The organism is Isoptericola nanjingensis, from assembly GCF_050311635.1.
Lineage (GTDB): Bacteria > Actinomycetota > Actinomycetes > Actinomycetales > Cellulomonadaceae > Isoptericola > Isoptericola nanjingensis.
Genome location: NZ_JBNOZL010000005.1, coordinates 14033 through 38470, shown reverse-complemented (window position 1 = coordinate 38470; position 24438 = coordinate 14033). Strand labels below are relative to the sequence as shown.

The 24438-nt window shown below is 76.3% G+C and carries 21 protein-coding genes; 15 read left to right on the top strand and 6 right to left on the bottom strand.

Features of this window, described 5'->3' with window-relative positions:
- Positions 1–141 precede the first annotated feature (141 nt).
- Positions 142–399, top strand: a complete 258-nt coding sequence (locus tag ACQP6G_RS10820; RefSeq protein WP_429764329.1) for a DUF2530 domain-containing protein — start codon at positions 142–144, stop codon at positions 397–399.
- 9 nt (positions 400–408) lie between these two features.
- On the opposite strand, the gene ACQP6G_RS10815 is transcribed toward ACQP6G_RS10820, so the two are convergent.
- The 4 genes from ACQP6G_RS10815 to ACQP6G_RS10800 form a co-directional block, all read right to left on the bottom strand.
- Positions 409–3687, bottom strand: coding sequence for a sacsin N-terminal ATP-binding-like domain-containing protein (locus tag ACQP6G_RS10815; protein WP_429764328.1), 3279 nt, complete (start codon positions 3685–3687; stop codon positions 409–411).
- Positions 3684–4592 carry a DUF3027 domain-containing protein gene (locus tag ACQP6G_RS10810; protein ID WP_429764327.1) on the bottom strand — a complete coding sequence of 303 codons (909 nt, stop codon included), beginning with the start codon at positions 4590–4592 and terminating at the stop codon, positions 3684–3686. Before ACQP6G_RS10810 ends, ACQP6G_RS10815 begins: the two co-directional genes overlap by 4 nt.
- A gap of 73 nt (positions 4593–4665) precedes the next feature.
- Positions 4666–5049, bottom strand: coding sequence for a cold-shock protein (locus tag ACQP6G_RS10805; protein ID WP_429764326.1), 384 nt, complete (start codon positions 5047–5049; stop codon positions 4666–4668).
- A 167-nt stretch (positions 5050–5216) separates the two neighbouring features.
- Positions 5217–5930 carry a TetR/AcrR family transcriptional regulator gene (locus ACQP6G_RS10800; protein ID WP_429764325.1) on the bottom strand — a complete coding sequence of 238 codons (714 nt, stop codon included), beginning with the start codon at positions 5928–5930 and terminating at the stop codon, positions 5217–5219.
- A 122-nt stretch (positions 5931–6052) separates the two neighbouring features.
- Between ACQP6G_RS10800 and ACQP6G_RS10795 the strand changes: the two genes are divergently transcribed.
- From ACQP6G_RS10795 to ACQP6G_RS10770, 6 genes are all read left to right on the top strand, one after another.
- A complete protein-coding gene (locus tag ACQP6G_RS10795; RefSeq protein ID WP_429764324.1) occupies positions 6053–6976 on the top strand; it encodes an NAD-dependent epimerase/dehydratase family protein in 924 nt (307 codons plus the stop codon).
- A gap of 96 nt (positions 6977–7072) precedes the next feature.
- Positions 7073–9589: a helicase-associated domain-containing protein gene (locus ACQP6G_RS10790; RefSeq protein WP_429764323.1), complete on the top strand. Its 2517-nt coding sequence runs from the start codon at positions 7073–7075 to the stop codon at positions 9587–9589.
- Positions 9590–9679: 90 nt separating this feature from the next.
- A complete protein-coding gene (locus tag ACQP6G_RS10785) occupies positions 9680–11368 on the top strand; it encodes a DNA repair helicase XPB (RefSeq protein WP_429764322.1) in 1689 nt (562 codons plus the stop codon).
- 83 nt (positions 11369–11451) lie between these two features.
- Complete coding sequence (locus ACQP6G_RS10780; protein ID WP_429764321.1) at positions 11452–13515, top strand: TPM domain-containing protein; 2064 nt, start codon at positions 11452–11454, stop codon at positions 13513–13515.
- Positions 13516–13617: 102 nt separating this feature from the next.
- Entirely contained in the window at positions 13618–14370 is a 753-nt protein-coding gene (locus tag ACQP6G_RS10775) for a PspA/IM30 family protein (protein WP_429764320.1), read from the top strand.
- A gap of 114 nt (positions 14371–14484) precedes the next feature.
- Positions 14485–15099, top strand: coding sequence for an NYN domain-containing protein (locus ACQP6G_RS10770; protein WP_429764319.1), 615 nt, complete (start codon positions 14485–14487; stop codon positions 15097–15099).
- A 16-nt stretch (positions 15100–15115) separates the two neighbouring features.
- Here the strand turns inward: ACQP6G_RS10770 and ACQP6G_RS10765 are convergent, their stop codons facing one another.
- Entirely contained in the window at positions 15116–16363 is a 1248-nt protein-coding gene (locus tag ACQP6G_RS10765) for a winged helix DNA-binding domain-containing protein (protein ID WP_429764318.1), read from the bottom strand.
- Positions 16364–16454: 91 nt separating this feature from the next.
- On the opposite strand from ACQP6G_RS10765, the gene ACQP6G_RS10760 reads away from it, so the two are divergent.
- The 8 genes from ACQP6G_RS10760 (at position 16455) to ACQP6G_RS10725 (ending at position 24020) form a co-directional block, all read left to right on the top strand.
- Positions 16455–17357: a hypothetical protein gene (locus ACQP6G_RS10760; RefSeq protein WP_429764317.1), complete on the top strand. Its 903-nt coding sequence runs from the start codon at positions 16455–16457 to the stop codon at positions 17355–17357.
- A 37-nt stretch (positions 17358–17394) separates the two neighbouring features.
- Complete coding sequence (locus tag ACQP6G_RS10755) at positions 17395–18354, top strand: hypothetical protein (RefSeq protein WP_429764316.1); 960 nt, start codon at positions 17395–17397, stop codon at positions 18352–18354.
- Between the two features lie 10 nt (positions 18355–18364).
- Positions 18365–19741: an adenylosuccinate synthetase gene (locus ACQP6G_RS10750; RefSeq protein WP_429764315.1), complete on the top strand. Its 1377-nt coding sequence runs from the start codon at positions 18365–18367 to the stop codon at positions 19739–19741.
- Positions 19738–20370, top strand: coding sequence for an NUDIX hydrolase (locus ACQP6G_RS10745; RefSeq protein WP_429764314.1), 633 nt, complete (start codon positions 19738–19740; stop codon positions 20368–20370). Before ACQP6G_RS10750 ends, ACQP6G_RS10745 begins: the two co-directional genes overlap by 4 nt.
- A gap of 64 nt (positions 20371–20434) precedes the next feature.
- Positions 20435–21172 (top strand): response regulator transcription factor, encoded by a 738-nt coding sequence (locus tag ACQP6G_RS10740; protein WP_429764313.1) that lies wholly within the window; start codon positions 20435–20437, stop codon positions 21170–21172.
- A complete protein-coding gene (locus ACQP6G_RS10735) occupies positions 21169–22782 on the top strand; it encodes a sensor histidine kinase (protein ID WP_429764312.1) in 1614 nt (537 codons plus the stop codon). The genes ACQP6G_RS10740 and ACQP6G_RS10735 overlap by 4 nt, the downstream gene beginning before the upstream one ends.
- 127 nt (positions 22783–22909) lie before the next feature.
- On the top strand, positions 22910–23614 hold the full coding sequence (locus ACQP6G_RS10730) for an HD domain-containing protein (protein ID WP_429764311.1): 705 nt from the start codon (positions 22910–22912) through the stop codon (positions 23612–23614).
- Positions 23615–23729: 115 nt separating this feature from the next.
- Positions 23730–24020, top strand: a complete 291-nt coding sequence (locus ACQP6G_RS10725; RefSeq protein WP_429764310.1) for a WXG100 family type VII secretion target — start codon at positions 23730–23732, stop codon at positions 24018–24020.
- A 36-nt stretch (positions 24021–24056) separates the two neighbouring features.
- Here the strand turns inward: ACQP6G_RS10725 and ACQP6G_RS10720 are convergent, their stop codons facing one another.
- A complete protein-coding gene (locus ACQP6G_RS10720) occupies positions 24057–24410 on the bottom strand; it encodes an L-rhamnose mutarotase (protein WP_429764309.1) in 354 nt (117 codons plus the stop codon).
- Positions 24411–24438 lie beyond the last annotated feature (28 nt).

Sequence of the window (24438 nt, the reverse complement as noted above, 5' to 3'; positions counted from 1 at the left end):
GCCTTTCACCCGACGCCGTTTTCACCCGTTGACCTGCGGTTTCACCCGCACTTCAACCTCTCCGTCGCGTCATGGTCGGGGTGCCCCGGACGACTGCCGCCGCGGGCCACGGTCCTGGCGGCCGAGACATAGGATGGGCGGGTGCCCTCGCTCGTCCGCCTGCTCACCCATCCCGAGGAGCGCCGTCCCGGTCCGCCGCCGCTGCGCGTGGACCTGCGGCGCGTGCTGCTCGGCGGCATCGGCCTGTGGGCGGTCGCGCTCGTCGCGACGGTGGTCGTGTACGCCCTCGGGAACGCGACGGAGGAGGCCGTGATCACCTGCGTGGCCGGCATCCTCCTCGGTGGCGCCGGCCTGCTGTGGGAGCGCAGGCACCGCGGCGAGTACCGCGGCGAGGACTGACGAGGAGCCTCAGCCCCAGGCGGTCGTGACCCACAGCTCTGCGGCACGCTCCGGCGCGGCGAGCACGGTCGCCAGCAGCGCGCAGCGGTCCGGCCGGCCGAGGACGTCGGCGAGCGCGGCGGCGAGCCCGGCCCGGTCGGTGGCGTGCGCGCGCCCCTCGGCGTCCACCCACCACGGCACGGGGCTGCCGGCCACGGACAGCCGGCCGTGCTCGAACCACACCGCGGGCAGCCGCGGGTCCAGGGCGGCGACGCGCTCGTCGAGCTCCCGCTCGCGGCCCGGCCCGTCGGGGGCGGGCAGCCCGTCCTCCCCCACGACCGGCAGGTCGAGCAGGTCGGCGACGGCCGCGACCTCCGCCTCGGGCACGGGCAGCACCGCGCCCAGCACGGCCCAGCGCGCCGTGCCGGCCACCTCGACGTCGTCGGCCCGGCGCACGACGACGTCGCTCGCGTCGAGCGTGGGCAGCCGGTCGGGCAGCGGGTCGAGGGCGGCCGCGCGGGCGGAGGGCGCGAGCCGCACCGCGAGGCCCGCGAGGCCGCGCCACACGCCGAGCGCGGTGGACAGCGGCACGGAGGTGCCGACGTCGGGCAGCCGGTCCAGCGCGGCCGGCCAGTCCAGCGGGTCGAGCCGGTCGAGCCCGTCGACCACGCCCAGCGCGCGCCGGGCCTCGGGGTCGAGCGCCGCGACGGCGGGCGGCGCGGGCGGCAGCAGCGGCACGCCGTCGTGCGCCGCGAACGGCCCGCCGAGCCGGTCGCGCAGCCACCACGCCGTGTACGACGGCGTCCCGGCCACGGGGGTGACGAGCGCGCGGCGCGCGTCCGGGTCCGCGACGAGCGCGGCGAGCACCGGCCCCCACGGGTCGCCCTCGTCCGTGCCGTCAGGGTCGTCGCCCGGGTCGTCGTCGGGGTCGCCCACCGCGTCGAGGTCCGCGACCGCCTCCACGTCCCCGACGTCGACCCCGGGGCCGACACGGTCGGCGAGGAACCGCAGGTAGTCCTCCCAGCCGGACAGCCAGCCGGCCGGGTCGTCGGGACCGTGCTCGGGCTCGGGGTCCGCGGGGTCGGGCGTGAGCACGTCGGCCACCCGGTAGGTGTCGACGTCGGCCCGCACCCCCAGCGCGACGAGCAGCGGCGCGGGGTAGTACGCGACGGCGGCGCGCGTGACGGGCGCGAGCCCCGGCATCGCCGCGGCCGCCCACGAGCCGGGCAGCACCGCCTCGCGCGCGGGGCGCCAGCCGTCCTCCGTCGGCACCGGCAGCTCGCCGAGCCAGAACGGGAAGTCGTGCCCGCCGCCCGCGTGCGCCAGACGCGCGAGCGCGAGCACGTTCTGCACCACCTCGCGCGGCCCCTCGTCCACCGGCCCGACGAGAGTGGGGGCCGCCACCGCGCCGGTCTCCGGCACCTCGTCCGCGCCGTCGAGCAGCGCCTCCGACGCCGCCAGCGCGAGCGCCCGCACCCCCGGGTCGTCCAGGAGCGCGCGCGGGCTGGTGGACGACGCGCCCGCCCGGACCAGCAGCGGGTGCGCCGCGTCCGGGTGCACGACGCGCACGCCGAGCGTCCGGGCGACGGCGGCGAGCGCGGGGTCGTCGTCGTCCTCCGGCAGCACGACCGTGCCGCGCACCCCGGACGCCGTCCGCCCGTCCGCGAGCGGCACCCGCGCGCCGGCCAGCGCCTCCAGCACCCCCGGGTCGGCGGCGTACGGCTCGAGCGCGTCGCACAGTGCGTACCAGCGCGCGGCGCGCAGGCCGCCGGGCAGGTCGGCGACGACGTCGGCGAGCGTCGTGGGCGTCGCGCCCAGCCGCCGCGCGACGCCCTGCTGCGAGGTCGTGAGCGCCACCAGTCCGGGCACGACGCCGGCCAGCACGCCGACGAGCCGCGGGTCGTCGCCCGCCGCACCCACGAGCACCGTCGCGTCGGCGGGGGCGACCCGGGCCGCGACGGGCCCCGTCTCCTCGGTGGGCGACGTCGTGTCGGGGGGCGCCGGGAGCAGGGGCGCCGACCGCAGCGCGTCGAGGGCGGCGTCGCGGACGGCGGCGTCGAGGTCGCCGGCCGGCATCCCGCCGGGCACGAGGTCGAGCACGTCCGCGCCCCGCTCGGGCGCCAGGCCGGCCAGCAGGTCGGCGTACGCGCGCCCGGCCTCGGCCGTGAGGCGGTCGGTCAACGGCCCCGGGAGCACGCGACGGCGTCCCGGGTCCACCGGGAACGACGCGACCAGCAGCGCCGGGAACGTGAGCGGCACGTCCGTCGGGGTGGGCGCGTGCAGCACGGCGCCGTCGTCCGCCTCCACGCCGTCACCGAACGTGCCGGCGTCGTCCCGTCGCACCGCCCACGCGACGGACCAGCGCGGGCGCCGCTGCTCGAGCGGCAGGTCCGCCGTCTCGTCGTCGGGCACCTCTCCCGACCGGCGCAGCACCTCCCACCGGTCGTCGACGTCGGCAAGCACCCGCGACGTCGTCGCCCCGTCCCCGCCGTCGCTGTGAGCGGGCGTCTGGCCCTGTTCCGGGCCCGAATCGGGGCCAACCGCCCGCTCACAGCACTCGACGGTGACCGAGGCGAGGGCGGGCAGCGCCAGCAGCAGCGCGTCGTCGACGGCGTCGAGCTGGGCGCGCACGGACGCGACCGCGGCGTCGTCGCGCAGCACCAGCTCGACGACGGTGGCGAACCCACCCCACTCGTCGTCGGCCCCGTCGGGCGCGTCGCCCAGGGCCGGCGCCGGGAACGGCAGGCGCAGCACCGGCAGGTCCTCGCCGCGCCCGGCGACGGCGTCGCGCAGGGCCGAGCCCTGCGGGGCGACGTCGTCGAGCAGCTCGCGCGTCGCCACCAGGGAGAACCGCACCCCGCCGGAGGTGGAGCGCACCGTGGCCTCGTCGGAGACCGCGCGCACCGCCGCGAAGCCGACGCCGAAGCGGCCCACCTCTGCGGAGGTCACCGTCGGGGCCTGGGCGGGCTCGACCGACGGGGCCGACTTCGCCGACGCGCGCAGCGACGCGAGCGACGCGACGCCGTCCGCAGTCAGCGGGGCGCCGGTGTTGGCGGCGGCGAGGACGGCGACGCCCCGCGGGTCGTCGGCGAGCTCGGTGAGGCGCAGCAGCAGCCGCCCGGGGAGACCCTCCCGCGCGGCCGCGTCCGCGGCGTTCTGCGCGAGCTCGGTCACCACGCGGTCGCGGTAGTAGCCCCGCGCGTGGTCCTCCTCCGCGTTCGCGTCCTCCCGGAAGCGCGTGCCCGACCCGAGCCACGCCTCCGTGACCGCGTGCCGCAGCGCGACGGTCCCGAAGACGTCGCCCGTCACTCGGCGTCGGGGCGCTCGGGAGCGGCGTCCGCCTCCGCGGCGTCGGTCGTGCCGGCGGTCTCGTCCGCGCCCTCGGCCTCGCCGGCGGCGGACGCCCGGGGCGTGCGCCGCCCGACCGTCACGGCCTCCACCCGGAGCTCGTCGATGAGCGGCGCGTCGGCCGGCCAGTCGCTCGGCGGGTGCGGGGCGTCGGTCTCCGAGTGCGCGCCGCAGCCGTGGTCCAGCGACACGACCTTGCCGTCGTCGGGCGACCACGCGTTGGCGCAGACGCCGAAGAGCTGGCCGAGCGGGCCCTGCAGCGGCACGAGGAAGCCGCACGTCGTGCACTCCGCCGGCGAGGCGACCGCACCCGGCGCCGTCGGGCCGCGCGATCCGCGGTACCAGCGCTCGGCGGCCTCGTCGCGACCCTGCGGGGACAGCACGCGCTCGCGCGCGAGGGCGAGCTCGTCGATCGCGACGGAGTCGAGCTCCTCGTCGCCGGTGGCCTTCCAGCCGGGCTCGAGGCGCGGGTCGTCGGCCTTGAACGGCAGCGTGTCGCCGGGGCCGACGTCGCCCGGGCGCAGCCGCTCCGACCACGGGAGCCAGGCCGGGGCGAGCAGGGCGTCGTCGCCGGGCAGCAGCTCCACCTCGCACACGGTGGCGACCTTGCCGCGCGGCACGCGCGCCAGCGTCACCGTCCAGTGCCAGCCCCGGTAGCCCGGCATGGTCGCGGCGAACCGGTGCGACATGAGGCGCTCGCCCTCGGCGACCGTGCCCAGGTGCTCGCCGACGTCCGACGGCGACGTCGCGCCCTCCTGCGCGGCCTCGCGCGCCAGGTCGACCGCGCCCAGCAGCACGGCGTCCTTGCGCGCGCGGGAGCTGACCCGCGTCGTGCGTGCGGGGGCGTCAGCGGCAGCGGTCACCATGTCGTCGTCCTCTTCGTGCTCGTCATGTCCTCGTCTCGGGCCCTCGTCTCGGGCGTGGTCGTCGGCCGGAGCGTCAGGAGTCGAGGTCGTCGGCGACGGCGCGCAGCAGCGTGGCGACGCGCTTGCCCGCCGCGGCGTCCGGGTACTTCCCCCGCTTCAGCTGGTCGCCCACGCGGTCGAGCACCTTGATGAGGTCCTCGACGATGCCGGCCATCTCGGACGGCGCCTTGCGCTTGGCCTTGGCCACGGACGGCGCCGGGTCCAGGAGCTTCACGGACAGCGCGGACGGGCCGCGGCGGCCGTCGGCCACACCGAACTCGACGCGGGCGCCGGGCTTGACGCTCTCGACGTCCGAGGGCAGCGCGGACGCGTGCAGGAAGATCTCCCCACCGTCCTCGCTGGCGATGAAGCCGAACCCGCGCTCCGCGTCGTACCACTTGACCTTGCCGGTGGGCACCTGAACCTCTTCGTGCTCGTCGTCGACTACGGCCCCGCGCCGGTGCGCGGAGCCGGATCCGGCCGGTGCACGGGCGAGCGCCCGGCACACCGGCCAGACGCTCAGGCTACCGGCCGGTGCGGCAGGGTGCCGCATCGGTCCGGGTCCGCGGCCCGGGCCCGGGGTCGTCAGCGGATGCCGAGGTCGGCGGCCAGGCGGAGGGCGACGGCGTCGAACCACGCCTCCGGGTCGGTGACGGAGCCGACGAGGTGCCCGAAGATCTCGAACGACACGGTGCCGAACAGCGTGGTCCAGGCCATGAGCGTGCGGACGACCAGCTCGGTGGGCGCGTCCTCGACGATGCCGCGCGCGGCGACGAACTGCCGCGCCGGGTCCACGACGGCGGTCGCGTCGGGGGTGCCGTCCGGGGCGGGCCGCGGGGTCGCGCCGGCCGCGTGGGCGCTCGCCACGACCGTCACCAGCACGCGGACGACGCGGGTGGCGGGGTCGACGGTGTCGCGCGGCGCGGCGTACCCGGGCACCGGCGTGCCGTACAGCAGCCCGAGCTCCGCGGGGTGCGCCACGGCCCACGCCCGCAGCGCGCGGCAGGCGGCGAGCCAGCGGGCGGCGGCGGCGTCGCGGTCGGCCACGGCGGCGTCGGCGTCCTCGACGGCGGCGCCGAGCTCGTCGTAGCACTCGACGATCAGGGCGGTGAGCAGCGCGTCGCGGCTGGGGAAGTAGCGGTAGACGGCGGAGGAGACCATCCCGACGTCGCGCGCGACGGCGCGCAGGGACAGGGCGGCCGGGCCGTCGGTCGCGAGGCGGGCGCGGGCGGCGCTGCGGATCTCGCGCGTGAGCGTCTCGCGGGCGAGGGCGCGTGCGGTGCGGGGGGCGTCGGCCATGCGCCTCAGCCTGGCACGCGAGAGCAGCGGCCACAAACAAGAGCATCGCTCTTGCCAGGAGGTGTCGGCAGTGCCATGCTCGCCCCGACAGAGAGCACCGCTCTCGGATTGGAGCACCAGTCATGACCGACCGTCACCTGATCGTCGGCGCCGGGCCCGTGGGTCGGCACGTCGCCGTCCTGCTCGCCGAGCGCGGCTCCGACGTCACCGTCGTCACCCGCACCGGCCGCGACACCGGGGTCGCCGGCGTCGCGCACGCCGCCCTCGACGCCTCCGACGCCGACGCCCTGAGCCGCGCGGCCGACGGCGCCGACGTCCTGTACAACTGCGCCAACCCCGGCGACTACACGCAGTGGGAGCGCGCCTGGCCGCCGCTCGCGGCCTCGTTCCTCACCGCCGCCGAACGCTCGGGCGCCGTCTACGCGATCACGGGCAACCTCTACCCGTACGGCCCGGTCGACGGGCCGATGACCGAGGACCTGCCCGACGCCGCCACCGACCACAAGGGCGTCCTGCGTACCCGGATGTGGGCCGACGCCCGCCGCGCGTTCGAGGAGGGCCGGCTGCGCGGCACCGTCGAGGTCCGCGCGTCCGACTACATGGGCCCCGGCGTCGGCGGCAACGGGCACGTCTCGCGCGTCCTCCCGGCCGCGCTGGCGGGGAAGCGCGTCACGATGATGGGCCGCACGGACCTGCCGCACTCGTTCACGGACGTGGGCGACGTCGCGCGCACGCTCGTCGCGGCAGCCGAGGACCCGGGCGCGCACGGCCGCACCTGGCACGTGCCGAGCAACGCGCCGCGCACCCCGGCGCAGGCCCTGACCGACGTGCTCGCCGCCGCCGGGCGCCCGCCCGTCCTCCCCCGCTCGCTGCGCGGGCCGGCGCTCGCCGCCGTCTCCGCCGTCTCCCCCTTCATGCGCGAGGTGCGCCAGCTCGTCTACCAGTGGGAGCGCCCGTACGTCCTCGACGACTCCGCCGCCCGGGACCGCTGGGGCCTCGAGCCCACCCCGTGGGACGAGGTCTGCCGCCGCACCGCGGGACTCTGATCTCTCGCCGACCATGCACCTGCGCACGTCCTGACGCCGAACTCGGTGCACGACTACCTGTTCGGCAGCGAGGTGGCGGCGCGTAGCATCGATCAGATGGCCAGCACGTCGCCCCGGGGCACGGCGGAGGCCGACGTCGCGGACGGCGCCGGCACCACGGACGCGCCCCGTACCTTCACCGAGGCGATCCGCGCACGCGACGACGCCGAGCTGCTCGCGCTGCTGCGCGCGCGGCCGGACCTGGCCACCCCGTCGCCGTCCACGCTGCGCTCCCTGGCGGCCCGCGCGTCCAGCCGCACGGCTCTCGAGCGGGCGCTGGCGCACGCGGACGCGCGCACCCTGCAGGCGCTGGAGGCGGTGGTCGCGCTCGCCGGGAACGGCCCGGTGACCCCCGACGACGTGCGGCGCGCGGTCGGCGCGGACGACGCCGCGACCGCCCGGAACGGTCACCGAGGACCCGACGACGGATCCGCCGTCGAGCGTTCGCTCGCCGACGCGCTGACCGCGGCGCTCCTCTGGGACGCGGGCGAGCCCGGGCGCCCGGACCTGCGCCCTGCACCCGGGCTGGACGACGTCCTCGGCCCGCACCCCGCCGGCCTCGGCCCGGCCCGCCCCGACGAGCGCCGACGCCCGGCGGTCGGGGGACCCGGGGCCCCGGCGGACGGGGACGCGCGCGACGTCACCCTCCCCGACCTGCCCCGCGGCGGGCGCGAGGTGCTGGACGCGCTGACCTGGGGCCCACCGATCGGCCTCGTCCCGGCGCCGGGCACGCCGGCGCGGGCCGCGGTGGACGCCCTGGTCGACGCGCGGCTGCTGCTGCGCACGGACGCCCGGCACGTGACGCTGCCGCGCGACGTCGGGCTGGCGCTGCGCGGCGGGCGCACGCACCGTTCCCCCGAGCTCGCCCCGCCCCGGCCGGACGGGCGCACCGTGCCGGAGCCCGCCGTCGACGCCGAGGCCGCGAGCGCCGCGCTGGAGCTGGTGCGCCGGGTGGACCTCCTGGTCGCCGCGTGGGACGACACGGCCCCGGCGGTGCTGCGCAGCGGCGGCCTCGGCGTGCGCGACCTGCGCCGCACGGCCCAGGCCCTCGGCGCGGACGAGGCGGACACGGCGTTCGTCGTCGAGGTAGCCGCCGCCGCGGGCGTGGTGGCCGACGACGGCGAGGCGCCGCCGTCGTACCGGCCCACGACCGTCGCCGACCGCTGGGAGGTGATGGACGACGCCGAGCGCTGGGCGCTGCTCGCGGCGGCGTGGGCGGGCTCGCGGCGCACGCCGTGGCTGGTGGGCTCGCGCGACGAGAAGGGCAACCTGCGGGCGCCGCTGTCCCCCGACCTGCACCGCGGCTGGGTCCCGCGGCTGCGCCGTCAGGTGCTCCAGGTCCTGGCCGCGCGGCCCGGCACGGCGCTCGACGTCGACGCCGTCATGACGGTGCTGCGCTGGCACGCGCCGCGCACCGTGCCGCCGGAGCAGGCGGTCGCCGGCCTGCTGACGGAGGCCGCACTGCTCGGCGCGACCGGCGCGGGGGCGCTGTCCGGCCCGGGCTCCGCCCTCCTCGCCCACCTGTCGGACGCACGGCCCGCCGGGGCGGACCGCGCGTCTGACGACGGCCTCGAGGGGGCGCTGCGCGCGGCGCTGCCTCCGGAGGTGGACGAGGTGCTGCTGCAGGGCGACCTCACCGGCATCGTGCCGGGCCGGCCGTCGCAGGCCCTGGCCCTCCTGCTGGAGCGGTCGGCCGACGTCGAGTCGCGCGGGGCGGCGACGACGGTGCGCTTCTCGCCGTCGTCGGTGACGCGCGCGCTGGACCACGGCACGACGGCGGACGAGCTGCTCGACGCGCTGGCGCACCGCTCGCGGGTGCCCGTGCCGCAGCCGCTGGAGTACCTGGTGCGGGACACGGCGCGGCGGCACGAGTCGCTGCGGGTGGGGGCGGCCGGGTCGTACGTGCGCGCAGCCGACCCGACGGTCCTCGCCGGGCTCGCGGCGGACCCTCGGCTCGCGCACCTGGGCCTGGTGCGCCTCGCCCCGACGGTCCTGGCCGCGGCCGTCCCCGCCGCCGAGCTGCACGACGCGCTGCGCGCCCGCGGCCTGCTGTCCGCCGTCGAGGGCCCCGACGGCCACGTGCTCAGCGCGCGCCTGCGCCGCCCGCCGCGCCCGGACCGCACCCCGCGCGACCCGCGCCGCGGCCCCGCCGCCGAGCCGGAGGCGACGTCGGACGACGCCCGCGCTCACCTCGTCGCCCGCCTGCGTGCCGCCGACGCCGGCGACGAGACGGCGGTGGACCGGCTGGCCGCCACGCACCGCGCGGCGGGGACGCCGTCGGGAGGCGGCGCCGCGACCCCGCGGGAGCCCGCGAACGGCGGCCGGGGCGCCGCGACGAGCGGCCGACCCCGCACCACCGAGCCCGGCGACGCGCTCGCCACCCTGCACGACGCGCTGCGCGACGGCCGCGTCGTGTGGATCGAGATGGTGGGCGCGTCGGGCACGATGGAGCGGCGCGCGCTCAAGCCGCTGCGGCTCGACGGCGGCCGGCTGCGCGCGCTGGACCCGGCGCGCGAGGCGGAGCTCACCGTCGCCGTGCACCGCATCGCCGGCGTGGAGCCGGTGGACGGCTGACCTCGCCCGACGGCCGCACGGAACAAGCGCGCCCGCTCACGGCGTTGAGACCCTGGATCCCCCCGATCGCCACCCCCCGGAAGGAGCCGCATGACCGACGGCCCGCTCATCGTGCAGAGCGACAAGTCCATCCTGCTGGAGGTGGACCACCCGCGCGCCGACGACGCGCGCCGCGCCATCGCGCCGTTCGCGGAGCTGGAGCGCGCGCCGGAGCACGTGCACACGTACCGGCTCACCAGCCTGGGGCTGTGGAACGCGCGCGCCGCGGGGCACGACGCGGAGCAGGTCGTGAACACCCTCATCGAGTACTCGCGCTACCCGGTGCCGCACGCGCTGCTCATCGACGTCGCGGAGACGATGGGGAGGTACGGGCGGCTGACGCTCGCCACCCACCCCACGCACGGGCTGGTCCTCGAGGCCAGCGACCGCGCGGTGCTCGCCGAGGTGCTCAAGTCCAGGCGCACCGCCGGCCTGGTGGGCGACCGCATCGACGACGAGACCGTCGTCGTGCACCCCTCCGAGCGCGGCCACCTCAAGCAGGTCCTGGTGAAGCTGGGCTGGCCCGCGGAGGACCTGGCCGGGTACGTCGACGGCGAGAAGCACGAGATCGCGCTCGCCTCCCCCACCCACCCGCGCACCCCGCACGAGGAGCCGAAGGCCTGGGAGATGCGCCCCTACCAGGCGCAGGCGGTGGACGGCTTCTGGCACGGCGGCTCCGGCGTCGTCGTGCTGCCCTGCGGCGCCGGCAAGACGATCGTCGGCGCGGGCGCGATGGCGAAGTCCGGCACCACGACGCTCATCCTCGTGACCAACACCGTCAGCGCCCGGCAGTGGCGCGACGAGCTGGTGCGCCGCACCACCCTCACCGAGGACGAGATCGGCGAGTACTCGGGCTCCCGCAAGGAGATCAAGCCCGTCACGATCGCGACCTACCAGGTGCTCACGACCAAGCGGAAGGGCGTGTACAGCCATCTCGAGCTGCTCGACGCCCGCGACTGGGGCCTCATCCTCTACGACGAGGTGCACCTGCTGCCCGCGCCGATCTTCCGCATGACGGCGGACCTGCAGGCGCGCCGCCGCCTCGGCCTCACCGCCACGCTGGTGCGCGAGGACGGCCGCGAGGACGAGGTGTTCAGCCTCATCGGGCCCAAGCGCTACGACGCCCCGTGGAAGGACATCGAGGCGCAGGGGTACATCGCGCCCGCCGACTGCGTCGAGGTGCGTCTCACGCTGCCCGAGCACGAGCGGATGGTGTACGCGACGGCCGAGCCGGAGGACAAGTACCGCCTCGCCGCGTGCGCGCCGGGCAAGAACCGCGTCGTGGAGCGGATCGTGGCGCAGCACCCGGACGACCAGGTGCTCGTCATCGGCCAGTACCTGGACCAGCTCGAGGAGCTCAGCGCGCACCTCGACGCGCCGCTCATCACGGGCGCGACGACGGTCCGCGAGCGGCAGAAGCTGTTCGCCGCCTTCCGGGAGGGCGAGATCAGCCGGCTCGTGGTGTCGAAGGTCGCGAACTTCTCCATCGACCTGCCGGAGGCGTCGGTCGCGATCCAGGTGTCCGGGTCGTTCGGGTCGCGCCAGGAGGAGGCGCAGCGGCTGGGGCGTGTCATGCGGCCCAAGGCCGACGGCCGGACGGCGCACTTCTACGCCGTCGTCGCCCGCGACACCGTGGACCAGGACTTCGCCGCCCACCGGCAGCGGTTCCTCGCCGAGCAGGGGTACGCGTACCGCATCGTCGACGCGGAGGACCTCGAGGCTCCCGACGCCGCGAGGTAGCCAGGGACGACTCGGCGTGCGGGCGTCCGCCCGCCGTCGGTGCCGCAATTGCGTCGGATGCCCGCGCGCGACACGATCGGGTCGTGAATCCCCGTGTCGTCCCCGCTGCGCCGCGCCGCGCCGCAGCGGCCGCCGGTGCGTGCGTGCTGGCCCTGCTGCTGGCCCTCGCCGGCGCCGCCGTCCTCGCGCCCAGCGCCTCCGCCGTCCCTCCCCTGACCCAGCTCGACAGCGAGATCACCGACCAGTCGGGGGTGCTCGACGACGGCGACGAGGCGCGGGTGCAGACCTCGCTCGACCAGCTCGCGGACGAGACGCCGTACCAGCTGTTCGTCGTCTACGTGGAGTCGTTCGACGGCACGGACGGCCGCGACTGGGCGAACCGCACCGCGACGGACGCGGGCCTCGGGGTGAACGACCTGCTGCTCGCCGTCGCCACCGAGGGCCGCGCGTACGGGCTGTCGGTGGACACCAACAACGGTCTCTCGGACGCGCAGCTCGACCAGGTGGAGCAGGTCGCCGAGGACCACCTGCGCGACGACGACTGGGCCGGCGCCGCGATCGCCGCCGCGGACACGATCCGCACCGGCGGCACGACGTCGTCCGGCGGCGGCTGGGGCGTGGCGGCCGCGGTGGGCGGCCTCGTCGTGGCCGGCGGGGTCGGAGGCTGGCTCTGGGTCCGGTCGCGCCGCAAGAACCAGGTCGCCACCGCCCCGGCGGGGCCGGGCGACGTGTCGGCCGTGCCGACGGAGGAGCTCGAGCGTCGGGTGGGCGCCGCTCTCGTCGAGATCGACGACGCGGTCCGCACGTCCGAGCAGGAGCTCGGCTTCGCGCAGGCCGAGTTCGGGCTCGAGGCCACGCAGGACTTCTCCGCGGCTCTGGAGGCCGCGAAGGCCGACGTCGCGCAGGCCTTCCATCTGCGCCAGGAGCTCGACGACGACGTGCCGGACAGCGAGCCGCGCCGCCGCCAGCTGCTCGCCGGCATCCTCGAGCTGACCGAGCACGCGGGCACGTCGCTGGACGCGCAGACGGACGCCTTCGACGAGCTGCGCTCCCTCCAGCAGCGCGCCCCGGAGCTGCTGGACGAGACCGAGCAGCGCGCCGGCGAGATCGAGGCGCGCGTGCCCGTGGCGCGCGAGACGCTCGACGGGCTCGCGGCGTCGTACCCGACGGCGGCGCTGGCGTCGGTCCGCGGCAACCCGGACCAGGCGACCGCTCTCGTGGCGCACGCCCGCGACGCCGTCGCGTCGGGCCGCGCCGCGCTCACAGGCCGCACCCGCTCCGCCGCCGTCGCGCACCTGCGGGCGGCGCAGAACGCGCTCGGCCAGGCCGCGACGCTGCTCGACGCCGTCGACCAGGCGGGTGCGCAGCTCGCCACCGCCGGCGCCGACCTGGACAAGGGCCTCGCGTCGATCGGCCAGGACGTGACCGACGCCGCCCGCCTCGCGCCCGCCGGCGCGGCCGACGGCCAGGCGGACCGGGCGGCCGTGGCCGCGGCGCTCGCCGAGGCCGAGGCCGCGCTGACCCAGGCGCGCGGCGCGCGCTCGGGCGGCGACCCGCTCGCCGCGCTGCGCCGGCTCACCGCGGCCGAGGCCGCGCTGGACGCCGCCCTCGCCCCGGCCCGCGAGAAGGCGGAGGCGGACGCGCGCGCCCGCGCCCTCCTGCGCGACACGCTCGGTCGCGTGGACTCGCAGGTGCGTGCCACGCAGGACTACGTCGCGACGCGTCGTGGTGCCGTCGGGCCCGAGGCCCGGACCCGTCTGGCCGAGGCGGCGCGGCTCGTCGCCGAGGCCCAGGCGCTCCAGTCGCAGGACCCGACGGCGGCCCTCGAGCGCGCCCAGCGGGCCGATCGGTACGCGCAGCAGGCGACGCAGCTCGCGGAGCAGGACACCTCGTCGTGGGGCGCGAACCAGGGCGGGCAGGGCGGGCCGAACGTCGGCGGCATGGTGCTGGGCGGGATCCTGCTCGACTCCGTGCTGCGCGGGTCCGGCGGCGGCATCAGCGGCGGGTTCGGCGGAGGGTACGGCGGCGGCCGGCGCCGGGGCGGCAACGGGGGGTTCGGCGGCGGCCGGGGCGGCGGCGGCTTCGGCGGCGGCCGGCGCAGCAGTGCCGGCGGGCGCGGCGGGAGGTCGCGCGGCGGCCGCTTCTGACCCCCGTGGCCCGGGCCGGAACCGGTCCGGCACGGCGCACGTTCTGGCAGGCACACGACGACGGCACACCATCTCAGCAGGGCGACGGAAGGAAGCACGACCATGACGCAGAAGCAGAGCATCCTCGGGCGCATCAGCCAGCTCGCGAAGGCGAACATCAACGCGCTGCTCGACCGCGCCGAGGACCCGCAGAAGATGCTGGACCAGCTCGTCCGCGATTACACGAACAACATCGCCGAGGCCGAGCAGGCCATCGCCCAGACCATCGGCAACCTGCGTCTCGCCGAGCAGGACTACAACGAGGACGTCCAGGCCGCCAGCGAGTGGGGCACCAAGGCGCTCGCCGCGTCGCGCAAGGCCGACGAGTACCGGACCGCCGGCAACACCGCCGACGCCGACAAGTTCGACAGCCTGGCCAAGGTGGCGCTGCGCAAGCAGCTCGACGCCGAGTCCGAGGTCAAGACGGCGCAGCCGATGATCGAGCAGCAGCGCGTCACGGTCGAGAAGCTCAAGACGGGCCTCGCCGCGATGAAGGACAAGCTGGGCGAGCTGAAGTCCAAGCGCGACCAGCTCGTCGCCCGTCAGAAGGCCGCCCAGGCGCAGCAGACCGTGCAGGGCGCGATCAGCTCCATCAACGTGCTCGACCCGACCAGCGAGCTGGCCCGCTACGAGGAGACCGTGCGCCGCGAGGAGGCCATGGCGATGGGCCAGGCGGAGGTCGCCGCGGCGTCCCTCGACTCCCAGTTCGCGGAGCTGGAGGCCTCCGACGCGGACATCGAGCTCGAGGCCCGGCTCGCGGCCCTCAAGGCCGGCAACGCGCCGGCGCCGCAGATCTCCCCGTCCGACCCGGCCTGACCCGCGAGGGAGGACGAGTCCGGCCAGGTAGTACGAGTCCCGGCGAGGTAGTTCCCAGGCTGCCTCGCCGGGCCGCGCACCGCCCCGGCGGCCGACACGGATACTCTGAGAGGCATGTCTCCCGCCTTCTCCGCGCCGGCCCCTGCGAGCGCGTCCACCCCCGCCGAGCCCGCGGGCCGCCGCACCTATCTCCTGGTGGACGGCGAGAACATCGACGCCACGCTGGGCATGAACGTGCTGAACCGGAGGCCGAACCCCGAGGAGCGTCCCCGCTGGGACCGCATCTCGACGTTCGCGCAGAAGCTGTGGGACCAGGACGTCGTCCCGCTGTTCTTCCTCAACGCCAGCAGCGGGCAGATGCCGATGGCGTTCGTGCAGGCGCTGCTCGCGATGGGCTACAAGCCGATCCCGCTGGCCTCGTCCGGCACGGAGAAGGTCGTCGACGTCGGTATCCAGCGCACGCTGGAGGCGCTGGCGGACCGGGACGGCGACGTCCTGCTCGCGAGCCACGACGGCGACTTCCTGCCGCAGATCGAGGCGCTGCTCGACGACGACCGTCGCGTGGGGCTGCTGGCGTTCCGCGAGTTCGTCAACGGGCAGTTCGCGCAGCTCTCCGAGCGCGGGCTGCAGATGTTCGACCTCGAGGGCGACGCCGACGCGTTCACCGCCCCGCTGCCGCGCGTGCGGATCATCCCGCTCGACGAGTTCGACCCGCTGCGTTACCTCTGACGCGTCGTGGGCCGGCTCAGTCGGCGGCGAGCAGCTCCCGGTACAGCGGGGTCGTGTAGCCGGGGGTGAACGTGCTCCCGCCCAGGACGGCACGCAGCCGCTCCGCCTCGGCGGCGACGGCGGCCTCGCCGTCCGCCCCGACGTCCTCGAGCAGGCGCCAGGCGACGTCGCCGCCCGGTCGCACGATCCACAGCCCGACGATCCGCCCCTGCCACCACACCGTCGCGCCCGCGTTGCCGGCGCTGTCGAAGATCCGCTCGCGGTGCGGGCCCAGGTACCAGTCGCGGGCGGTCCAGCCCATGGTGGTGGGGTCGAGGGTGGGCAGCAGCGCGGCGTGACCGTCCACGACGTCGTCCAGTGCGGGGTCGAGGTCGGCGTCCAGGTCGGTGTCGCGCAGCATGACGCCGTCGGCGACGACGGCGTCCTCTCCCGGCGGGCCGACCTCCACCTCGACCTCGCGCACGTCGAGGGCGGCGACGGCGCGGCGCGCCTGCCCGAGGTTCCAGCCGGTCCACCACTTGAGGTCCGCCACGGTGGCGGGCCCGAACACCTCGAGCCACGCCCGGGCGAGCTCCACCCGGGCCGCCTCCTCGTCCATCGCGAGGATCCCGTCGGGGAACCAGTCGGTCATCGGCGACCACACGTGCCGCGGCGACGACCACGCCCCGCGCGGCTCGCCGCGCACCACGGAGCCCTCGGCCGACAGCAGGGACAGCAGCGGCGACGTCATGGTGCGGCGCACGTCCCACGCCTTGTCCGTGGTGGGCAGGAAGGCGGTGCGCAGGAGCGGCGCCGCCCTCGAGAGCTCGGCGCCGTCGAGCGGGCCGGCGGCGAGGGCGGCGTGCACCTGCGCCTCGGCGGCCGCGACCAGCGCCTCGGGGTCGTCGACGGCCGGGTCCGTGGGCAGCGTCGCGAGCTCCTTGAGCAGCCGCGCCCGCAGCCGCGACGCGACCGGGGCCGACGCCGCCGCGTGCACCACCGGCACCAGGTCGCGCGGCACGACGAACATCGTGCGCCGCATGCCCAGCACCTTGACGAGGCTGCGCCGCTCGAAGAGAGCGTCGCGCACGTCGTCGAGACCGAGCCCGGGCACCCGCGCGAGGACCGCGAGGTGCACGCTCGGCGCGTCCGTCGCGTGCAGCGCGACCAACCTCCGCGTGACGTCCTCCGGCGTCGTCACCGCCGGTGACCCGGGCCGGCCCACGCCCAGCGCCAGCTGTCCTCCGACCAGGCGCCGCCGGCGCTGCTCCCCCGTGATCCGCACCCGCTCATCATGGGCCCCACCGCCGACACCGCGACGCGGAGAACGGCGCCACCCCTTGCAGTCAGCCTTATTACTCGTCTAGAGTAAAAACATGGACGCAGGAACCCCGGCCCAGGCCGTCGCCGACATCACCGCCGCGCGGACGGCGGCGGACCTGTTCGCCGGCGCACCGGCGGAGGCCACCGCCGCGCGCCGGGCCCGCCGGACCTACCGCCGCCTCGTCGCCCTCGTCCACCCCGACGTGGCGGTCGGCCACGGCGTCGCCCCCGACGTCGCGCAGCGGGCGACGGCGCGGCTCAACGACCTGTACGAGCAGTGGCGGCTCGGTGCCCCGGCGCGCACGGCCGGCCCGGCGGCACCGCACGTCGTCGGCCGGCACGACACCTACCGGCTGCGCGACCGCCTCCACCGCGCCGACCTGATCAGCACGTACGCGACCGACGACCCGCTGGTCCGCGTCATGCTCAGCCGCACCGAGAACCGGGGCACCGACCGGCTCCGGGCGGCGGCCCGGGCGCTCGCCACGGCGGGCGCCGCCGCGTTCGCCCCCACCCCGGTCGACGGCGGCACCACGGCCGACCGGGCGTGGGTCGCGGCCCGGCTGCCCGACGGGCTGCACACCCTGCGCGAGGTCCGCACGGCCTTCCCGGGCGGCCTCGACGGCCGCGACTGGGCGTGGATGGCCCGCCGCGTCCTCCTGGCCCTCGACCTCGCGGGAGAGCCGGCGGCCCTGGACGTCGACACCGTCCTCGTGCACCCGGCCCGGCACGGCGTCGTCCTGACGGGCTGGGGCGCGACGTCCTCCGACGCAGGGCTCGCCGCCCTGTTCGACGCGCTGCTCGACGACCGCCCCGACGCGGCCCGCCAGCGCGCCTGGGTCCGGGCCTCGGCGTCGCTCGACGCAGGTCGCCGTCGGACCGAGTACGACCTCCTGCTGCGCCACCTGTACGGCGCGCGGCGATACCGCCCGTTCGCCCTCCCGGGCGCGGCGTAGACCACGGGCCGACCGGCCCCGACGAAAGGAACCCCTCATGGGCGCAGGACAGTGGGACACCAGCACCTACACCGCCGCCGCGGCCGCGCGCAGGGCGCGCGGCCAGGACGACTTCGGGTACACCACGAGGATGCGGGGCGTGCCGCGCGACCAGCGCACCGCGGCCCCCGACCTCGACGCGTTCGGCGCGACGGCCCGCGAGGCCCGCGACAGCGCCGAGCACCCGCGCTCGACCCCGATCGCGGTCCTGTTCGACGTCACCGGCTCGATGGGGCAGGTCCCCATGACCCTCCAGCGGCGGCTTCCCGACCTCCTCGGCCTCCTCACGCGCGGCGGGTACGCACAGGACCCGCAGATCCTCGTCGGCGCGATCGGGGACGACGTGTTCGACGCCGTGCCCCTCCAGGTCGGGCAGTTCGAGTCGGACAACCGCATCGACGCCCAGCTCCGGGACATCTACCTCGAGCGCGGGGGCGGCGGCGACGGCAAGGAGGGCTACGCCCTGGCCGCCCACTTCCTCGCGACGCGGGCCCGGCTGGACTCGCTCGAGAGGCGCGGGCGCAAGGGCTACTGCTTCCTCATCGGGGACGAGGCCAACAAGGACCGGCTCTTCGCGAGCTCGATCCGGAAGTTCGTCGGCGACCGGGCGTTCCGCGACCTCGACGTGCGCGAGGTGTACCGCCGGCTGGAGGAGAAGTTCCACGTCTACTTCGTGGTCCCGAACCTCACCGCCTACTACGACGCCCCGTGGCTCGAGGAGCACTGGCGCGACCTCCTCGGCGAGCGGTTCCTCAAGCTCGACGACCCCGACGCGGTGTGCGACCTCATCGCGCTGACGGTCGGCATGATGGAGGACGCCATCACCCTCGACGAGGGCCTGGCCGACCTGGGCGCGATCGGGTCGACCGGGGCCGCCGCGGTCGGCAAGGCCCTGGCCGGCCTCGCCACGACCGGCCGCGACGCCGCCACCGGCGGCCTCCTGCCCGCCGACCTCTAGGGAGGACCCCATGATGCTGACCACGGCACCACGGCAGGCGATCGTCGTCGTGGGACTCGGGTACGGCGACGAGTCGAAGGGAGCCACCGTCGACCACCTCGCGGCCGGCACGCCCGACGCCGTGGCCGTGGTGCGGTGGTCCGGCGGCGGCCAGGCCGCCCACAACGTCCGGCACGGCGCCCGGCACCACACGTTCCGGCAGTTCGGGTCGGGCACCTTCCTGGACGTGCGCACCGTGCTGCGCGCGCCGATGCTCGTCGACCCGGTGCTGCTCGCGGCCGAGGCGCACGCGCTCGAGGGTCAGGGCGTCCACGACCCCCTCGGCCTGGTCGTCGCCGACGCCCGGTGCCTCGTCACGACGCCGGTCCACGCGGCCATGAACCGGGCGCGGGAGCTCGCGCGCGGCGCGGGCCGGCACGGCTCGACGGGCCTCGGCATCGGCGAGACCGTGGCCTACGACCTCGCCGTGCGCGCCCGCGCGCGGGCCGGCGACGCCGTCGGGAACTTCACCGCCCCGGCCGCCGCACCGCGCGGGTCCGCCCCGACGCTCGCGACCCTGCGCGACCGGCGTCGCACGGTCGCCGCGCTCGACGCGCTCGCCCGGTACGCCGCCCCCCTGCTCGAGTCGGTCGACGACGGGGACGTGGCGCACCCGTCCGTGTCGGAGATGGCGTCGCTGCTGTGCGCGATCGCCGGCGACGTCGAGATCACCGACGACATCGACCGCCGGCTCGGGGACGCGCTCGGCGCCGGCACGGTGCTCTTCGAGGGCAGCCAGGGCCTGCTCCTCGACGAGTGGCACGGCTTCCACCCGCACACCACCTGGTCGACGGTGACGCCCCGCCACCTGGTCCGCGAGCTCGAGGCCGCCGGCCACCGCCCGTTCGTGCTCGGGCTGACCCGGACCTACTCGACGCGGCACGGCGCGGGCCCCATGCCGACCGAGGACGCCGGCCTGGTCCTGCCCGAGCCGGACAACCGGGAGGGCCGCTACCAGGGCGGGTGGCGCACGGGGCACCTCGACCTGCCCGCCCTGCGCTACGCCTCGCGGGTCGCGGGGCGCGTCGACGGGGTCGCCGTCAGCCATCTCGACGCGATCGCCGCCGCCGCGGCCGCGGGGACCCCGCTCCAGGTCGCCGGCTCCTGGGGCGGGGACAAGCAGCCCCTCACGTTCGCCGCGCACCCGGACCTCGCCCGCGCCGAGCGGCTCACCGCGGCGGCGGCGAGCGCCCTCCCCGACCTCGCCCCGCTGCCCGACGACCCCGCCGCGGTCCTCCGGCTCGTCGAGGACGCCGTCGGGGCCCCCGTCGTCCTGACGGCGGACGGCCCGCGCCGCACCGACCGCTCGCCGCGTGTCGGGGACGGGCCCGCGAGCAGGGCAGCATGATCAGCATGACCCCGCCCGACATCTTCAGCGTCGTCTCCGTCGACGTGGTCGCCCTGACCTACGACCGGGCCGCGCGACGCGTCCTCTTCGCCGCCCCCGAGCGCCCGCAGGACCCGTACCGCGGCGAGATCGCCCTCCCGGGGGTCGTCGTGCACAGCGGGGAGCGCCTCGTGGACGCCGCGGCCCGGGCCCTCGACAAGGTGGCCGTGCCGACGGCGCCGGGGGCGCTCGGCCAGCTGCGCACGTTCGACGAGCCGACCCGCGACCCCCGCGGGCCGTCCCTGTCCGTCGCCATGTGGGCGGCGTGGTCCCCCTTCGGCGCGCCCGCGCCCGGCGGGCCGTGGTTCCCGGTCGACGACGCCCCGCACCTCGCGTTCGACCACGACCAGATCCTGGCGGCGAGCCGCGAGCTCGTCGCCGGGATGCTCTGGCGCGACCTGGGCCTCACGCGCGCGCTGACGGGGCCCGAGCTCACCGCCACCGACGCCGTGGCGATCACGGAGCAGCTCACGGGTCGCGTGCACCGCGGCAACCTGAACCGCGACCTGGCGCGGCTCCCCGGCCTCGTGGAGGCCGGCCTGGCGCACGGTGGCCGCGGGCGCCCGGCGAAGGTCTGGCGCTGGACCTGACGGCACCAGCACCGTCCGAGCCCCTTCCCAGGCAACGCTCAGACCCCGGTCGCACACTGAGGACATGAGCGCACCCGAGGCACGTCTCGTCGTCGTGGACGACGAGCCCAACATCCGCGAGCTGCTGTCCACGTCCCTGCGTTTCGCCGGGTTCGAGGTCCACGCCGCCGGTGACGGGAACGGGGCGCTGCAGCTCGTCCGCGACGTCGAGCCCGACCTCGTCGTGCTCGACGTGATGCTGCCCGACATGGACGGCTTCACCGTGACCCGCCGCATGCGCTCCACCGGCCGGCACACCCCCGTGCTGTTCCTCACCGCCCGCGACGACACGCAGGACAAGGTGCAGGGGCTCACCGTCGGCGGGGACGACTACGTCACGAAACCGTTCAGCCTGGAGGAGGTCGTGGCGCGCATCCGCGCGGTGCTCCGCCGGACGCACGCGGGCGAGCCCGAGGACGACGCCGTCCTGCGCGTCGGCGACCTGGAGCTCGACGAGGACTCGCACGAGGTCCGCCGCGCCGGCGTCGAGATCGACCTGTCCCCCACCGAGTTCAAGCTGCTGCGCTACCTCATGCTCAACGCCGGCCGCGTGCTGTCCAAGGCGCAGATCCTCGACCACGTGTGGCAGTACGACTGGGGCGGCGACGCGAACATCGTCGAGTCCTACATCTCCTACCTGCGCCGCAAGATCGACAACCTCACCGTCACCGGTCCCGACGGCGACGACCTCACGCTGCCGCCGCTCATCCACACCAAGCGCGGCGTCGGCTACCTGCTGCGGGCGCCCCAGGCGCCGCGATGAGCGCGCCCACGCCGGGCGCGCCGGGGACGGCGGACGCGACGGCCCCGCCGGGGACCGGCACGACGGCGGACGGCCGGGCCCTTCCCGCCGACCCGCGGTCCACGACCGACCCGCCCGCCGCGACGCCGTCCGGCCGGTCCGGGCGCTGGACGTGGCTGGAGCGGCTGCCGCTGCTCACCCGCCTCGTCGTGATCACGGTGCTCGTGCTGGCCGCCGGCCTCATCCTCGCGGCGGTCGTGACGCGCACCGTCGTCTCGACGTACCTGGTCGACCAGGTGGACCAGCAGCTGCGGCAGTCCGCCCAGGGGGTCGCGAACCTCACCCTGCGGCAGTCGGAGTCCCCCACCTCCGGCCCGCCCACCGACTACGTCGTCATCTTCCGGGACTCGACCGGCGAGGTCAGCAGCGACCCGATCGGCTGGACCCCCAACATCGAGAAGTACGGCACCCCGGACATCCCGGTCGAGACGTACAGCGAGGTCCACGACCGGCACGGCGAGCCGTTCACCGTCGAGGGGTCGGGGGGCACGACGCCGACGCAGTGGCGGGTCGCGTCCCTCGCCGACCCGACGAACCAGGTGATCGCGTACGTCGCCTACCCCCTGGCGAACGTGCAGCACACGGTCGCCTACCTCACGCGCTCGCTGCTGTTCTCGGCGCTCGGCATCGTCATCCTCGGCGGGGCGATCTCCTTCCTGCTGGTGCACCGGTCGCTGCGACCGCTGCGCCGGATCGAGGCGACGGCGGCGGAGATCGCCGCGGGCGACCTGTCGCAGCGCGTCCCCGAGCGCCCGACGTCGACCGAGGTGGGCTCGCTGTCCGCGTCGCTGAACACGATGCTGGCGCAGATCGAGCGCGCGTTCTCCGCCCAGGAGGAGTCGGAACGCCGCATGCGCCGGTTCGTCTCCGACGCGAGCCACGAGCTCCGCACGCCGCTGGCGACGGTCAAGGGCTACGGCGAGCTGTACCGGCTCGGCGCGCTCGACACGCCCGCCAAGGTGGACGACACCATGGGGCGCATCGAGGACTCGGCGCGCCGGATGAGCACGCTGGTCAACGACCTCCTGGTGCTCGCCCGGCTCGACGAGGGCCGGCCGATGCGCCACGAGCCCGTGGACCTCGGGGCGATGGCCCGCGACGCGGCCCAGGACCTGCACGCCCTCGACCCGACGCGCGAGGTCACGGTGACCGGGCTCGCCCCGGGCGCGCCCGCGCCGTCCGGCGTCGTCGTCACCGGCGACGGTGACCGCCTGCGCCAGGTGCTGACCAACCTCGTGGGGAACGTGGCGAGGCACACACCGGCCGGCTCGCCGGCCGAGCTGGCGGTGGGCCGGGCGCCCGACGGCGGCGCCGTCGTCGAGGTGCGCGACCACGGCCCGGGCATCACGCCGGAGCAGTCGAGCCGCGTGTTCGAGCGCTTCTACCGCGCCGACTCGTCGCGGAACCGGGAGTCCGGCGGCTCCGGGCTGGGGATGGCGATCGTCGCGGCGATCGTCGGCGCGCACCAGGGCCACGTGTCGGTGAGCGAGACGCCCGGCGGCGGGATGACGGTGCGAGTTCTTCTCCCGTCGGCGGACGGCTACGATGGCGCGTCGTCCTCCTCCACCTGACCGGAATGCCGACCAGCAGGCGTGGCCGGCACCCTGACCGCGGTGCGATGTCGCCCCCCGGTCGTAGTCTGACGAGGAGGAGGACAGTCCGAGTCCGACGACCGAAGGTCTGATTGCGATGGGCGTCATGAGCGCCGACGCGCCCCAGTGGTTCCTCTCCGCGTTCGTCCGCACCTGTCACGGTGCGGGAGCGACCGCCGACGACGCGGAGATCCGCTCCGTCGGGGAGGACCTCATCGACCGGTGGTCCGCCCCGGAGCGGCACTTCCACAACCTGCGCCACCTGGCCGACGTCCTGCACCGCGTGGACGAGCTGTCCCAGGAGACGCACGAGCCCGACCTGGTGCGCCTCGCGGCCTGGTACCACGGCGCGGTGTTCGACGCGACGCGCAAGGTCGCCCAGGCGAACCAGGGCGGCGAGCAGACCACGGTGAGCGCCAACCTCGCGCGCACGCAGCTCACCCAGCTCGGCCTGCCGGACGCCGCGGTGGAGCGCACCGCGCGGCTCGTCGACTCGATCGACCGGCACAAGCCGCTGCCCGACGACGTCGACTCGGCGGTGCTCAACGACGCCGACCTCGCGATGCTGGCGGCCGAACCGCAGCGCTACAAGGCGTACATGGCGAACGTGCGGGCGGAGTACTCGCACATCCCGCTGCCCGACTACCTCGACGCCCGCGTCCGCGTGCTCACCAAGCTGCTGCAGCGCCCGTCGCTGTACTTCAGCCCGATGGGTGCGGCGTGGGAGGAGGCGGCCCGGCAGAACCTCGACGGCGAGCTGCACCGGCTGCTCAAGGAGCGGCGCCTGCTCGAGGAGAAGCCGGCCTCCTGACCCTCTCCCGACCCGGTTCTCCACAGCCTGTGGACGACGGCGTCCGCGCGCGCCGCACCCTCCGTAACGTCGTCGTCGGCAACCCCGCAGGGGGCACGGCGACGAAGGAGGACACGTGCGGTACGAGGTCGACAGCGAGCGGGTGGCGCAGGCGAGCGCGGCGGTGAACGGTTCCGTGGCGGCGATCCGCTCCGAGGTGGGGGCGATGATGCGGCACCTGCAGGACCTGCAGTCCAGCTGGCACGGCGGCGCGGCCACCCAGTTCGCGGGAGTCATGGGTCAGTGGCAGGCCACGCAGACCCAGGTCGAGGCGGCGCTCGACGCGGTGACGGCGGCCCTGTCGTCGGCGTCGCGCACCTACGCGGACGCCGAGGCCCAGGCCACGCGGCTCTTCACGGCCCGCTGAACCGGACGGGGGCGTCCCGCGTCGTGCGGGGCGCCCTCAGCCGCGTCCGGGCGTCACGGCGGTCCCCGCGCGCTGGGCGGCGAGCGACCACACCTGCGCCAGGGGCGCGAACCCGTCCTGGCCGTCGGCATCGCGGAACACCTCGACCCAGCGCCCGATCGACGCCTGCCAGGCCACGTTGGCCGGGTCGTCGTCGAGCGCGGCCATCGCGGCGTCGAAGTCGTCGCAGTCGACGACGTGGAAGAGCCGCTCGCCCGAGCGCCAGATCGTCCACCCATGGATGCCCACCCGGGCGAACGCGGCGTCGAGGCCGGCGGGGATGGCGGCGTGCTCGACGCGGTAGTCGTCGACGGCGCCCGGCCGCAGGACCGAGTGCAGGGCGACGATCATGAGCGGCCCCCAGGTTCACGGTGCACGA